Annotated in this window: 16 protein-coding genes; 11 read left to right on the top strand and 5 right to left on the bottom strand. The window is 34.1% G+C overall.

Annotated elements, in window-relative coordinates; all coding sequences use genetic code 11:
* Window positions 1-81: 81 nt before the first annotated feature.
* The 3 genes from P163_RS07250 to P163_RS07240 form a co-directional block, all read right to left on the bottom strand.
* On the bottom strand, window positions 82-945 hold the full coding sequence (locus P163_RS07250) for a hydroxymethylglutaryl-CoA lyase (protein WP_034889121.1): 864 nt from the start codon (window positions 943-945) through the stop codon (window positions 82-84).
* 109 nt (window positions 946-1,054) lie between these two features.
* Window positions 1,055-1,669 carry a LysE family translocator gene (locus P163_RS07245; protein ID WP_034889118.1) on the bottom strand — a complete coding sequence of 205 codons (615 nt, stop codon included), beginning with the start codon at window positions 1,667-1,669 and terminating at the stop codon, window positions 1,055-1,057.
* Between the two features lie 13 nt (window positions 1,670-1,682).
* On the bottom strand, window positions 1,683-2,705 hold the full coding sequence (locus P163_RS07240; RefSeq protein WP_034889116.1) for a quinone-dependent dihydroorotate dehydrogenase: 1,023 nt from the start codon (window positions 2,703-2,705) through the stop codon (window positions 1,683-1,685).
* A gap of 263 nt (window positions 2,706-2,968) precedes the next feature.
* Here P163_RS07240 and pepT point away from each other — a divergent pair, with 263 nt between their 5' ends.
* The gene (gene pepT, locus P163_RS07235) at window positions 2,969-4,213 is read left to right on the top strand and encodes a peptidase T (protein ID WP_034889114.1); all 1,245 of its coding nucleotides are present in this window, start codon (window positions 2,969-2,971) and stop codon (window positions 4,211-4,213) included.
* An 83-nt stretch (window positions 4,214-4,296) separates the two neighbouring features.
* Here pepT and P163_RS07230 read toward each other — a convergent pair whose 3' ends face one another.
* On the bottom strand, window positions 4,297-5,010 hold the full coding sequence (locus tag P163_RS07230) for an outer membrane beta-barrel protein (protein ID WP_034889112.1): 714 nt from the start codon (window positions 5,008-5,010) through the stop codon (window positions 4,297-4,299).
* A 191-nt stretch (window positions 5,011-5,201) separates the two neighbouring features.
* Window positions 5,202-5,513, bottom strand: coding sequence for a rhodanese-like domain-containing protein (locus P163_RS07225; RefSeq protein ID WP_034889110.1), 312 nt, complete (start codon window positions 5,511-5,513; stop codon window positions 5,202-5,204).
* Between the two features lie 238 nt (window positions 5,514-5,751).
* Between P163_RS07225 and P163_RS07220 the strand changes: the two genes are divergently transcribed.
* The 10 genes from P163_RS07220 to trpA all read left to right on the top strand — a co-directional run bounded on the left by P163_RS07220 (window position 5,752) and on the right by trpA (window position 14,326).
* The gene (locus P163_RS07220) at window positions 5,752-6,201 is read left to right on the top strand and encodes a MarR family winged helix-turn-helix transcriptional regulator (protein ID WP_034889108.1); all 450 of its coding nucleotides are present in this window, start codon (window positions 5,752-5,754) and stop codon (window positions 6,199-6,201) included.
* 10 nt (window positions 6,202-6,211) lie between these two features.
* Window positions 6,212-6,844, top strand: a complete 633-nt coding sequence (locus P163_RS07215; protein WP_034889106.1) for an NAD(P)H-dependent oxidoreductase — start codon at window positions 6,212-6,214, stop codon at window positions 6,842-6,844.
* 21 nt (window positions 6,845-6,865) lie between these two features.
* Window positions 6,866-7,435: a YceI family protein gene (locus P163_RS07210; protein WP_034889104.1), complete on the top strand. Its 570-nt coding sequence runs from the start codon at window positions 6,866-6,868 to the stop codon at window positions 7,433-7,435.
* A gap of 258 nt (window positions 7,436-7,693) precedes the next feature.
* Window positions 7,694-9,088, top strand: a complete 1,395-nt coding sequence (locus P163_RS07205; RefSeq protein ID WP_034889102.1) for an anthranilate synthase component I family protein — start codon at window positions 7,694-7,696, stop codon at window positions 9,086-9,088.
* A 99-nt stretch (window positions 9,089-9,187) separates the two neighbouring features.
* Window positions 9,188-9,754 carry an anthranilate synthase component II gene (locus P163_RS07200; RefSeq protein WP_034889100.1) on the top strand — a complete coding sequence of 189 codons (567 nt, stop codon included), beginning with the start codon at window positions 9,188-9,190 and terminating at the stop codon, window positions 9,752-9,754.
* Between the two features lie 92 nt (window positions 9,755-9,846).
* The gene (trpD, locus tag P163_RS07195) at window positions 9,847-10,851 is read left to right on the top strand and encodes an anthranilate phosphoribosyltransferase (RefSeq protein ID WP_034889098.1); all 1,005 of its coding nucleotides are present in this window, start codon (window positions 9,847-9,849) and stop codon (window positions 10,849-10,851) included.
* A 13-nt stretch (window positions 10,852-10,864) separates the two neighbouring features.
* A complete protein-coding gene (gene trpC / locus P163_RS07190) occupies window positions 10,865-11,650 on the top strand; it encodes an indole-3-glycerol phosphate synthase TrpC (protein ID WP_034889096.1) in 786 nt (261 codons plus the stop codon).
* Window position 11,651: 1 nt separating this feature from the next.
* Window positions 11,652-12,299 (top strand): phosphoribosylanthranilate isomerase, encoded by a 648-nt coding sequence (locus tag P163_RS07185; RefSeq protein WP_034889094.1) that lies wholly within the window; start codon window positions 11,652-11,654, stop codon window positions 12,297-12,299.
* A 28-nt stretch (window positions 12,300-12,327) separates the two neighbouring features.
* Window positions 12,328-13,509: a tryptophan synthase subunit beta gene (gene trpB, locus P163_RS07180; RefSeq protein ID WP_034889092.1), complete on the top strand. Its 1,182-nt coding sequence runs from the start codon at window positions 12,328-12,330 to the stop codon at window positions 13,507-13,509.
* Window positions 13,510-13,555: 46 nt separating this feature from the next.
* Window positions 13,556-14,326: a tryptophan synthase subunit alpha gene (gene trpA / locus P163_RS07175; protein WP_034889090.1), complete on the top strand. Its 771-nt coding sequence runs from the start codon at window positions 13,556-13,558 to the stop codon at window positions 14,324-14,326.
* Window positions 14,327-14,381: the final 55 nt, after the last annotated feature.

The raw sequence follows: 14,381 nt of genomic DNA, 5'->3' as shown, positions 1-14,381 counted from the left end.
CGAATTTCTATTCTGCAAATATTATTTAGACTTAATTTAAATAATATAAATCTATTTGAGATAAGTAGTAAATAGAGAATATTAATGATGCACCGTAAAAATCTTGGTAGCTTCATTATAAGCAGACTCAAAACTTCCCATTCTCACGTTAGAGTCGGCCTTTTTAGCATTAAAGTAAGAGAGCATTTTCTCTGTAGGCATATTTCCTGTAAGATCATCTTTAGCCATAGGGCAACCTCCAAAGCCTTGGATAGCTCCATCAAATCTATGGCATCCTGCCATATAAGCTGCATCTATTTTCTCATGCCATGTAGTTGGTGTGGTATGTAAGTGAGCACCAAATTCTATGTTTGGGTATGCAGGAATGAGGTTAGAAAATAGATACGAGATGATATCTGGAGTGCTGGTACCTACAGTATCTGAGAGCGAAAGAATACTCACACCCATAGCCGCCATTTTTTCCGTCCACTCTGCAACGATCTCCACATTCCAAGGATCGCCATATGGATTACCAAATCCCATAGAGAGATAAGCTACTACCTCTTTATCATTTTTATGAGCGATATCTAAAATTTCCTTTAGAGTTTCTACAGATTCTGCTATAGTTTTATGGGTGTTCCGCATTTGGAAATTCTCTGAAATGGAGAAAGGATAGCCCAAATATTTTATTTCTTTATGAGATGCTGCATCCACTGCACCTCGTGTATTTGCTATAATTGCAAGAAGTTTACTTTGGGTCTTAGAAAGATCTAAACCTGCAAGAACCTCAGCAGTGTCTACCATTTGCGGAATTGCTTTAGGAGAAACAAAACTTCCAAAATCTAAGGTATCAAATCCACATCTTAACAATGCCTGAATATATTGAATCTTAGTCTTTGTTGGAATGAATGATTTAATGCCTTGCATGGCATCTCGCGGACATTCTATAAGTTTTATTTTATCCATACTTCAAAGATAGTATTTTAGGTATTATATAAAAATAGGATAGGAAAAATGAAGATATCTGAATTCAACTATAGAATTAGATACTCACTATACGTAGATTCAAACTGTTTTATATTAAAATCAAGACACCAATTGCTATAAAAACAACAACTTGTATCCATTTTAAAATTACTCCAGATCTAGGATGCTGTAAAAGATATTTTGAGATCTTCCCCGATATCAATGCTATTAACCCAAAGATGATCATTGCTTGAATCATAAATAAAAAGCCTAGAATATAGAATTGAAGAACAGTATTTCCCTCCGTATCCCACAGAAACCCCGGAAAGAATGCAAGAAAGAAAATAGTTACTTTCGGATTTAAAACATTCATTATAAAACCTTGTTTTAGCAAAGCAATTTTCCTAGTTGGTAACTTTTTTGAAGACTCTATTTTAATACCTCCGTCACTGCCGTAAACTTTATAGGCTAGATAGAATAAATAACCGGCTCCAAATATTTTGATGATCCAAAAAAGAGTTTCAGATTCTTTTATAATCGCAGAAACTCCAAAAGCAACTAAGCTGGTATGTATCAAAATACCAGATACTAAACCTAAAGCTGTCATAATACCCGCTTTTTTACCATTAGTCATGCTCTGTACCAATACATAAATTATATCTGGTCCCGGAGAAAGAGTGAGCAAGATAGATGCAGTTAAAAAAGGTATGATCTGTAAAAGCAAAATTATATAGATTTTATAGACCTTTAGCTAAAATAGCCTCGTTAATACTTTTTATAAGCGCCGGGCCTTCGTAAATAAATCCTGTATAAAGCTGTACTAAAGAAGCACCTGCTTCTATTTTTTCTACAGCATCTTTAGCAGAATGTATTCCTCCCACCCCAATTATCGGAAAGGATTGATTGCTATTTTGAGACAAAAATCTAATCACTTCGGTAGACCTATTTTTTAAAGGTTTCCCACTCATTCCACCCATCTCTTTCTTATTTTCAGAAGTAAGACCTTCTCGAGATATGGTAGTATTAGTAGCTATTACTCCAGCAATCCCTGTTTCGTTTACAATTTCAATGATATCTAAAAGCTGCTCTTCTGTAAGATCTGGAGCTATCTTTAAAAGTATAGGTTTAGAATTTTCCCGACTCTTATTCTTTATCTGAAGTGTATTCAATAGCTTTTTTAATGGCTCTTTATCCTGAAGCGCTCGTAAATTTGGAGTATTTGGGGAACTTACATTTACAACAAAATAATCTACATGATCAAATAACGCATCAAAACATATCACATAATCATTTACAGCATCTTCATTTGGAGTAATTTTATTCTTGCCTATATTTCCACCAATAAGTACATCTTTATTCTTTCTTAATCTGGAAACTGCAGCTTTTACACCTTCATTATTAAAACCCATCCTATTTATAATGGCATTGTCTTCCTTCAATCTAAACAATCTTGTTTTCTCATTTCCAGATTGAGCTTTTGGAGTAACAGTTCCTATTTCAATAAATCCAAATCCTAGAGAATCCAATTCTTTATATAATTTGGCATCTTTATCAAAACCTGCAGCGAGTCCAACCGGATTTTTAAATTTTATACCGAAGACTTCTCGCTCTAATCTTTTATCCTCTCGCTGAAATTTATTTTTCAGGAAAGAAGATATTCCCGGGATCTTGGCTAGAATTCTTAGTGCATCAAAAGTAAAATAGTGAACCTTTTCAGGATCAAATTGAAAAAGCAAAGGTCTTATAACCGACTTATACATAACAGATAGGTTTGTGCAAAAATAGATTAATTTGAAAAACACTTATCATTCTGATGTAATAGTTTAATAGCTATTAAATTTTTATTAGGCGCTACACTATTATTCTTAAAGCTTGATGCTAGATAATTTGGACTCAGCTTTAAAAAATAAACGCTCCTTACCTAGAATCTCTTTTTAAGTTGTTATTTTTGAAATGACTTTTGTGGTATGAAGTGTTTAATTCAAAATACAATTTCAAATAAATAAAAAAACTTACAGAAACAATGATTTCTAAAAATAAAATAATAGACAGATTTGTTAGCTACGTTACTGTAGATACTCAAAGTGATCACGAAAGTGATAGTACTCCAAGCACAAAAAAACAATGGGACCTTGCAAATAAGCTAGTAGAAGAATTAAAGCTAATAGGTTTACAGGATGTGGAAATAGATGAACATGCATATATCATGGCAACCTTACCTTCTAATGTAAATTTTGAAGTTCCGGTTATTGGTTTTATTTCACATTTTGATACGTCACCAGATTTTACCGGTACCAATGTAAAACCTCAGATCATAGAAGATTATGAGGGGAAAGACATTGTTTTAAATAAGGAGCTAGACATCATACTTTCTCCAGATTATTTTGAAGATCTTTTACAATATAAAGGGCAGACGATAATCACCACAGATGGTACAACATTGTTAGGAGCCGATGATAAAGCTGGAATAACCGAGATAGTTTCAGCAATGGAATATTTGGTAAATAATCCGCAGATCCCACATGGTAAAATACGAATTGGTTTTACGCCAGATGAAGAAATAGGTAGAGGTGCTCATAAATTTGATGTTGAAAAATTTGGAGCTGAATGGGCATATACCATGGATGGCAGTCAGATTGGCGAATTAGAATATGAGAATTTTAATGCTGCCGGAGCGGTAGTTACTATAAAAGGTAAAATAGTTCATCCTGGTTATGCAAAAGATAAGATGATCAATAGCATGTATATAGCTCAAGATTTCATCAACTCTTTACCAAGACTAGAAACACCTGAGCATACTGAGGATAGACAAGGATTTTTTCACCTTACCGATATTAAAGGAGATGTGGAAGAAACCAAATTAAAATATATCATTAGAGATCATGACAAAGCCCACTTCGAGGCTAGAAAAGAAATGATACAGGATCTTGTAGAAGAGATCAATATTCAACATGAAGATGAGATCATTAAAGTTGAAATTAAGGATCAATATTTCAACATGAGTGAGAAAATTCAACCTGTAATGCATATAGTAGATATTGCAGAAGAAGCAATGAAAGCTTTAGACATAGCACCGCTTATTAAACCTATACGAGGTGGAACAGATGGTTCTCAATTAAGTTTTATGGGTTTACCTTGTCCAAATATTTTTGCTGGTGGACATAATTTTCATGGTAGATTTGAATATGTTCCTGTAGAAAGCATGCAAAAGGCAATGGCGGTTATTGTAAAAATAGCCGAGATAACTTCAGAAAAATATCAAAAATAGTTCAAAATAATTTGAACTTATTGCACAAAAAAAAGGACCATTAATTTAATGATCCTTTTTTTTATACAATACATTTAAGAAATCTAGAAGTAACAACTTCCACCTCTTCTTCTTCGCTTATTTTTATTGGCTGTATCAAATAACTTAAAGGTCAAACTCACAATTAATTGATCATACCTTCCATCTGTAATATCTGCTCTATTTATACCTCCAATAACTCCATCATTCAAAAAATCTACACCTTGAATATCTGCACTAGATAAAGATTTTTCATATCGTACATCTAAACCAAAACTTCCAAATTCTACTTTAGCACCTACCTGAGCAGTAAAGGGAGTATTTTGTACAACCACTTGAGGTGGATCATTAACAGGTTCTAACTTTTCCATCGTAGCATCTATAATATTCTTATATGCCGGGCCCGCATAAATATCTAAAGGCCCCCAAACATTATAACCAACTAGTAAAGGAACACTAAATTCTGTAACTTCATAAAGAGAAGTGCTTCCGGGAAATACATATTCAGATTTCACTTCAGAATAAACCAATTCTGGTCTTACAAAAAATTTCCCGAAATTAACTTGCGCCCATCCTCCCACATGAAACCCGATCTTGCCATCTGGGGTAAACGTTTCATCTGTATATCTGCCCGGATTATTAGAATCATTTGCATCAATTTCACCACCAAAGGATCTATTTATACCTCCTTTTAATCCTAACTTAAACTCTTGAGCTTGTGAGGTTGAAACGGTTAGGGCCATTAAACCTATAAATAGGCTAAGTATTTTTTTATTCATAAATGGGGTTGTTTCTATTAAAATGAAAGGGGTAAATATATTATTTCTGTCATTATTTACCTCTTATTTATTATCAAATAACGATCTAAACTTAAAAAAATTATATCAAAATGAAGTATCCCCTAGATTTCTCGCATAAAAAAGCCCTCTAATCTTTAGAATTTTCAACAAGAGTAGAGGGCATAAATAAATTATTTCTTAATATCGCCTTCCCAATCGGTAATTCCACCCATCAGATTGTAAGCATTTTCTATTCCATTCTCATTCATAAGAGCACATGCCTGAGCACTTCTCGCTCCAGATCTGCAATACACATAATAGTTCTTAGACTTATCTAATTTATTAATATCATCTAAAAATTCCTGACCCTTATAAATATCAATATTCTTCGCATTAGGAATGTAACCTTCAATAAATTCTTCCTCTGTTCTAACATCTAATATTTGAGCATTTTGATCACTATCCAATGCCTCTTTCCATTGATCTTGAGTTAAATTCTTCATCTATATTTTATTTTGTTAATTGTTCTAATTTAAAGTAAATATAAGATTTTAGCATTAAAATAAAGATCTTAAGCTACCATTAAGAACTTTTAAAAATTGCTGAATTTCTCTCAGTTCTCTTGGCAATTGGTATACTTAACTACTTTCCAAAGGCTTGCTCTCAAAATTTAACAAAGCTTTTAGCTTTTAACTCATATTTAAATATATATTTGTACATACAAATGTTGTACAAACAATTATGAAACAAGAAGATATCAATACGCTAAAAAATTCTCCTGCGGCTCGCAGAGTGATTCTAAGTTTATTGATGACAGCCAATCAACTTAATGAAGAAGTTGCGGAGACCTTAAAACCATTTGGATTGAGTATTCCTCAGTTCAATGTTCTGAGAATTCTACGCGGACAAAAGGGCAAACCTGCAAACTTGAGTACTATTCAGAATAAGATGGTAAGTAAAATGAGTAATACTACCCGATTAGTAGATAAATTAATTACAAAAGGGTTGGTAGAAAGGATTACGTGTAAAAAGAACAGAAGAAAGGTAGAAATCACAATTACAGATAGAGGCTTAGCATTATTGGCCGAAATTGATCCTGTAGTTGTAATATCTGAGGAAACTTCTACGGACAATCTAAGCGCTTCAGAAATTGAAACTCTTACAATATTGCTTGAAAAATTAAGAAAATAAAAAAATTGCTATGAAAAATTATATTGAAAATTTAAACTGGCGTTATGCCACAAAACAGTTTGATGCGAATAAAAGAATATCTCAAGAAGAATTAGACTTTCTTCTAGAAGCCATTCAGCTTTCAGCTTCATCATACGGACTACAACCTTACGAGGTTATCGTGGTAGACAATCCTGAAGTTCAGGAAAAATTAAAAGCATCAGCTTGGAATCAATCACAATTAACAGATGCTTCACATGTATTGGTTTTTGCTAATATGACAAGCGTAGATGAAAACTATGTTGATGCCTATATGAAGAATATTGCTGATACCAGAAATATCAATGTAGAAGACCTTAGTGGGTTTAAAGACATGATCAAAAATACCATATTGCAACTTAGTTCTGAAGAACAATCTCAATGGGCTGCTAAACAATCTTATATAGCTTTAGGTAACCTGCTCTCTGCAGCTGCAAATTTTAAAATAGACGTGTGTCCTATGGAAGGATTTGATGCTTCAGAATTTGATGAGATCTTAGGTCTAAAAGAAAAAAATCTAACTGCGGCTACTATTGCTACCGTAGGATTTAGAAGTGCTGAAGATCAAACTCAATTTGCGGCAAAAGTTAGAAAAAGTAAGGAAGATTTATTTACTACTGTATAAACCAAAAATATAAAAATTGTTATGAAAAAGAATTTATTAAAAGGAGCTTTAGCTTCAGTAATCGTATTAAGTACCGTTGCTTTTACCAGCATTAAAAAACAAATCGATGTAAAATCTAGTACTGTAGTTTGGACAGGAAAGAAAGTTACTGGTGAGCATAGCGGAACTCTTCAATTTAAAGAGGGACATCTTATGGTTGAAGATGGAAAACTTGTGGGTGGTGAATTCACTATCGATATGACCTCCCTAAAAAATACCGACCTTGAAGGAGAAAGCAAACAAAAATTAGAAGGGCATTTAAAATCTGAAGATTTTTTCGGAATTGAAAAATACCCAACTTCTAAATTAGTTTTTACTAGCGTTGCTTCAAAAGGAAATGGAATGTATGGAGTTGTTGGTAATCTTACCATCAAAAACGAAACACACCCAATAACTTTCGATCTTAAATATTCTGAAGATGCTGCATCTACTACCCTATCTATAGATAGATCTAAATATGATGTACGTTATGGTTCTGGAAGTTTCTTTGATAATTTAGGAGATAAAACCATCTATGATAATTTTGATCTTGATGTAGATCTTAAATTCTAAGTTTCAAGAGAATAAAAATGAAAACCGTCTACTGTACTTTAGTCGGTTTTTAATTTCTTTAAATCAAAAACTTAAAATTCTTTGTCATTAAAAATATCATACTTATATTTGGCGAAATGAAAAATTTAACTGTACATACTTGGTGGTGGAATAATTTACGTCAAAACGTCGTGAACTAACACTCCTATAGTATAATATTATATACAAAAAGGCTTGTCTCACGACAAGCCTTTTTTTTATTCCTAATTTTCAAAAAATATGTTTCAATTAAATACTACCTATAAAAAGTTACTTGCAGATACCATTACGCCAGTAAGCATCTATTTAAAGATTCGAGATAAATATCCTAATAGTCTCTTACTGGAAAGTAGCGATTATCACGCTAACGATAATAGCTTTTCCTATATCTGCTGTAACCCAATTGCATCCATAAAAGTAGAAAATAATACTATTTTTAGAACCTTTCCTGATGGCAGCACTACTTCGGAAAATATAGAATCCAACACAAATATTCCGGAAGTAATTCAAGCGTTCTCTCAAAATTTTAAGGCTGAAAGATCAGATTTCAAATTTATAAATAATGGACTTTTTGGATACATCGCTTATGACGGAGTTCAATATTTTGAAGATGTCAAAATCAGCAAGAAAAAAAGGAATTTAGAGATACCTGATATTTATTACGCGGTTTATCAGAACATCATTGCCATCAATCACTTTAAGAACGAGGCTTACATTTTCGATCATAATTATGATACTGAAAGCAATTTAGAAGAAATCGAGCAACTGCTTAAAGTAAAGAATTTTGCAACCTATAATTTCACCCGACAAGAAGAGCCAACTTCCAATCTTACCGATGATGAGTTTATCGAGAATGTAAAACTGGGTAAAAAGCATTGTCAGCGTGGAGATGTATTCCAATTAGTGCTTTCCAGAAGATTTTCTCAAAAATTTAAAGGCGATGAATTCAATGTATATCGTGCGCTTAGAAATGTAAATCCTTCTCCTTACTTGTTTTATTTTGACTATGGTAATTTCAAGATCTTCGGAAGTTCTCCAGAAGCGCAATTAGTGGTAAATAATGGTCAGGCAGAAATTCATCCAATTGCAGGAACCTTTAAAAGAACCGGAAATGATGAGCAAGATGCCATTTTAGCTAAAGAGTTGGCCGCAGATGAAAAAGAGAATGCAGAGCATGTAATGTTGGTAGATCTTGCCAGAAACGATCTTAGTCGCCATAGCAGTGGCGTAAAAGTGGAAAAATATAGAGAAGTTCAATTCTTTTCGCACGTTATTCATTTGGTAAGCAAAGTTACAGGTGTTAAAAATAAAGATACCGCAACCATGCAGTTGGTTGCAGACACCTTTCCTGCAGGAACTTTGAGTGGTGCTCCAAAACACAGCGCCATGACGCTTATAGAAAAATATGAAAATGTAAATAGAAGTGCCTACGGTGGTGCCATTGGGTTTATGGATTTCAATGGAGATTTCAACCATGCCATAATCATCAGATCCTTCGTGAGTAAAAATCATCAACTTCATTATCAGGCTGGCGCAGGAATCGTGTCAGAATCTAAAGAAGAAAATGAATTGCAAGAAGTGTATAACAAATTAGGCGCATTGTCTAAAGCCTTAGAATTAGCAGAAGAAATATAATTAGGGCGTTCCCCTTTGGGTCGGGCTTTCGGTAGTCGCTTCCCGGTTAACACCGGTAGAGCTCCGCAAAACCTCAATCCCTAACGCAAAAAGAAAGAAATGAAAAAAATATTGGTCATAGATAATTATGATTCTTTTGTGTACAATTTGGTGCATTATCTGGAAGAATTAGACTGCGAAGTAACCGTGCTTCGAAATAACGAATTAAGCTTGGAAGATGCTGAAGATTATGATAAGATCTTACTTTCTCCAGGTCCCGGAATTCCAGATGAAGCCGGTTTGCTAAAAGCTATTGTAGAAAAATATGCACCTACCAAAAGTATTTTGGGCGTTTGCCTTGGGCAACAAGCAATTGGTGAGGTATTTGGTGGTAGTTTAATCAATTTAGATGCTGTTTATCACGGTATTGCCACAAAGATCAAAACTTGTGTAGATGATGAGATCTTGTTTGCCGGTTTAGATAAAGAGTTTTTAGTAGGGAGATATCATTCTTGGGTGGTGGCTCCTAACCTGCCAGATTGTTTAATTGCAACTTCGTATGATGAGAACGGACAAGTAATGTCTTTACGTCACAGAGATTTTGATGTAAAAGGAGTACAATTTCATCCAGAATCGGTTTTAACGCCAGATGGAAAAAAGATGATCAAGAATTGGGTTAATAGTTAGCATATCAAGAGTTGGTGAAACAAATTTAGCATAACGTACCAATTTAAGATGCCACCCCGAGCGGAGTTGAGGGGTCTATAATATAAAATATCATGAAAGAACTTTTAAACAGACTTATAAATCACGAAACCATTTCTAAAGAAGAAGCCAGAAAAGCTTTGGTGAACATCTCGAATGGAGAATACAACGAAAGTCAGATCGCTGCTTTTTTAACGGTGTATATGATGCGCAGTATTACCATAGAAGAACTGGAAGGCTTTAGAGATGCGCTTTTAGATCTTTGCCTTTCGGTAGATCTTAAAGCATATAACCCAATAGACCTTTGCGGAACCGGGGGCGATGGAAAAGATTCATTTAATATTTCTACGCTTTCATCCTTTATAACCGCTGGTGCCGGAGTGAATGTTGCAAAACACGGTAATTACGGAGTTTCTTCTGTAAGCGGAAGTTCTAACGTCATGGAATATTTAGGCATTAAATTTAGCAGCAACTCAGAATTCTTAGAAAAGTGTATTGCAGAAGCCGGAATTTGTGTTTTACACGCTCCTTTATTTCACCCGGCAATGAAAAATGTTGCGCCAATCAGAAAATCATTAGCCGTAAAAACATTCTTTAATATGCTAGGCCCTATGGTAAATCCTGCATTTCCGAAGAATCAATTGGTGGGAGTTTTCAATTTAGAATTAGCAAGAATGTACGGGTACCTATATCAGAACACCGATAAGAATTTTACTATTCTACACTCTTTAGATGGATATGACGAGATCTCGCTTACAGGAGCTACTAAAGTAATTTCCAATAATTCAGAAAGAATGTTAGAAGCATCAGATTTTGGGGTTTCTCAATTAAAAGCAAATGAAATTGCCGGTGGTGGCTCTATAGAAAGTTCAGCAATTATATTTACCAATATTTTGAAAGGTAAAGGGACAGAAGCTCAAAATAATGTGGTTTGTGCTAATGCAGGAATGGCCATTGCAACATCTAAAGATCTATCTCCAAGAGAAGGATTTGAGCTGGCAAAAGAATCTTTATTAAACGGAAAAGGATTAGAAGCACTCAAAAAACTTCAAGCTTTAAGTGAACATTCTAAGTTTTAATTAAAATTGCATCATGAATATTTTAGATAAAATCATAGCAGATAAAAGACAAGAAGTAGCTTTAAAAAAGCAACTTATCACTTCCAGTCAACTTACAAAGTATCCGCTATTCAATAGAAATACCAATTCTCTTGCAACCGCTTTAAAGAACAGCAAATCTGGGATTATTGCAGAGCATAAAAGAAGATCCCCTTCAAAATCTGTCATCAATCAAGATCTGAATGTGCAGGATGTTGCAAGAGGCTATGAAAATGCAGGAGTTTGCGGAATGTCTGTTTTAACCGATTCAAAATATTTTGGAGGCTCTTTAGACGATCTTATTTTAGCTAGAGCATCGGTTAAAATGCCTCTTTTAAGAAAAGAGTTTATCATAGATGAATATCAGATCTTAGAAGCAAAAGCTCATGGTGCCGATGTAATTTTGTTAATCGCTGCCATATTATCTCGCGAGGAGATCAAAAACCTTTCAGAATTGGCCAAGAGTTTAGAATTGGACGTATTGTTAGAAGTTCATAATTTAGAAGAGTTAGAGAAATCTATCATGCCGAGCTTAGATATGTTGGGTGTGAATAATAGAAACCTTAAAACTTTTGAGGTAAGCACCGATATCAGCAAAAGTCTGTCAGAAAAAATTCCATCAGATTTTGTAAAGGTTTCGGAAAGCGGAATTAGTTCTGTAGAAGCTATTCAAGATCTAAAAAATTATGGATATCAAGGTTTTCTAATAGGCGAGAATTTTATGAAAACAAACGATCCAGGCGAAGCCGCAACAAGTTTTATCAATACTTTAAATCAATAAGATGAAACTCAAGGTATGCGGAATGCGGGAAACTGAGAATATTCTTGACGTTTCAAATTTGAAACCCGATTATATGGGTTTGATATTTTATGAAAAATCACCAAGATTTGTAGAAAATGATATTCCGGATATTGCTTCAGAAATTAAAAGAACAGGCGTTTTTGTAAATGCAACATTAGATTTCATTCTTAAAAAAGCTCACGATTATAAACTAAAAGCGATTCAATTACACGGAGAAGAATCTTCAGTATTTTGTAAAGAATTAAAGTCGGCATTGAATAATGAAATAGAAATAATAAAGGTGTTTTCCATAAAAGAAAGCTTCAATTTTGAAGAATTAGCATCTTATGAAGGCATTGTAGATTTCTTTTTATTTGATACCAAAGGAAAGAACAAAGGTGGCAACGGAATGGTTTTCAATTGGAATGTACTGAAAGAATATCCTTCTCAAACGCCATTTTTCTTAAGCGGCGGAATTGGGTTGGAAGAGATTGAAGAAATACGATCATTACATACTTATTTTCAGAAGGAGAATAAATCAGAATTGTTATACGCAGTAGATGTGAATAGCAAATTTGAAAATTCACCTGGAAATAAAAATGCTGAACAGGTATTTGAATTTCAAAAACAGCTTCAGCAAATAAAATAAAAGTTCAAAAAGAAAAAGATCAAGAAAAATGACATATCAAGCTAATGAAAAAGGATATTACGGTGATTTTGGTGGTGCATACATCCCGGAAATGCTGTATCCAAACGTGGAAGAACTTAGATCTAGATATTTAGAGATCATGAAAGAAGAATCTTTTCAGAAAGAATTCAAAGCTTTGCTGAAAGATTATGTGGGTCGTCCTACTCCACTCTATTTCGCAGAGAGATTGAGTAAAAAATACAAGACAAAGATCTATCTAAAACGTGAAGATCTTTGTCATACCGGAGCGCACAAGGTTAATAATACCATTGGCCAGATCTTAATGGCAAAGAGATTGGGAAAAAATAGAATTATTGCAGAAACAGGCGCTGGTCAGCATGGTGTAGCAACTGCTACGGTTTGTGCGTTGATGGGAATTGAATGTATTGTGTATATGGGAGAAGTAGATATTGCTCGCCAAGCTCCTAATGTTGCCAGAATGAAGATGCTAGGCGCTACAGTAATTCCTGCAAAATCTGGAAGTAAAACACTGAAAGATGCTACCAATGAAGCGATACGAGATTGGATTAATAATCCGGTAGACACGCATTATATTATTGGTTCTGTAGTGGGACCTCATCCTTATCCGGATATGGTTGCACGGTTTCAGAGCGTGATCTCGGAAGAAATTAAAGTTCAGCTAAAAGAAAAAGAAGATAGAGAAGCTCCAGATTATGTAGTGGCGTGTGTTGGTGGTGGAAGTAATGCCGCAGGGATCTATTTTCATTATTTAGACAATCCGGAGGTTGGAATTATCGCCGTAGAAGCAGCAGGAAAAGGAATTTACACAGGAGAAAGTGCTGCAACCTCAGCTTTGGGAAAAGAAGGTATTATTCATGGAAGTAAAACTTTGTTGATGCAAACCGATGATGGACAGATCACAGAGCCATATTCAATTTCAGCTGGCTTAGATTATCCAGGAGTTGGCCCTATGCATGCTAATTTGTTCAGAACAGGAAGAGGTGAATTTATTTCTATTACCGATGATGATGCAATGAAAGCAGGAATTGAACTTGCTAAGTTAGAAGGAATTATTCCGGCTATAGAAACATCACACGCTTTAGCGATCTTTGAAACTCGAAAATTTAAAGAAGATGATATTGTTGTAGTGAATCTTTCGGGTAGAGGAGATAAAGATCTTAGTACTTATATAGATTATTTCAATTTATAGAAAGCACTCCTTAAACTTCAATATTTAAAGAATTTAAACAAACCACATGAATCGAATTAATCAAAAATTAAAAGAAGATAAAAAACTTCTATCTATATATTTTAGTGCAGGTTACCCAGAATTAGAAGATTCTGTTCAGATCATTCAAGATCTGGAGAAAAGCGGAGTAGATTTTATAGAGATCGGACTTCCTTTTAGTGATCCTTTAGCTGATGGGCCCACCATTCAAGAAAGCTCCACTAAAGCTTTAAAGAATGGAATGACCACTCAAAAACTTTTCAGTCAGATAAAAAACATTAGAAGTTCTGTTGAAATTCCATTGATCATCATGGGATATTTCAATCCGATCTTACAGTACGGGATTGAAGAATTCTGCAAAAAGTGTAAAGAAGTGGGGGTTGATGGTTTGATCATTCCAGACCTTCCGGTAGATGTGTATTCAGAAAAATACAAAGCTATTTTTGAAAAATACGGACTTATTAATATCTTCCTGATCACTCCTCAAACTTCAGAAGAGCGAATTAGATTTATAGATTCTGTTTCTAACGGCTTTATTTATATGGTAAGTAGCGCGAGCGTTACCGGTTCTAGCAAAGGATTTGGTGAAGAAACCACCAAATATTTCGAAAGAATTTCAAAAATGAATTTAGAGAATCCACAAATAGTTGGATTTGGAATTAGCGATCATGAAACCTTTTCTCAAGCTACAAAATTTGCGAAAGGTGCAATTATTGGAAGCGCCTTTATAAAACATTTCGATAAGAATGGTACAGAGCATATTTCTGATTTTGTTTCTTCAATAAGACCTTTAACCTAATTGTAACACCGCTTTAATAGAAATTAAGAGACATTACTCTTAACTTTATAAAGAA

The organism is Gillisia sp. Hel_I_29 (assembly GCF_000744275.1).
In the GTDB taxonomy this organism is placed as follows: Bacteria; Bacteroidota; Bacteroidia; order Flavobacteriales; family Flavobacteriaceae; genus Gillisia.
This window is presented reverse-complemented; position numbering and strand designations above follow the sequence as displayed.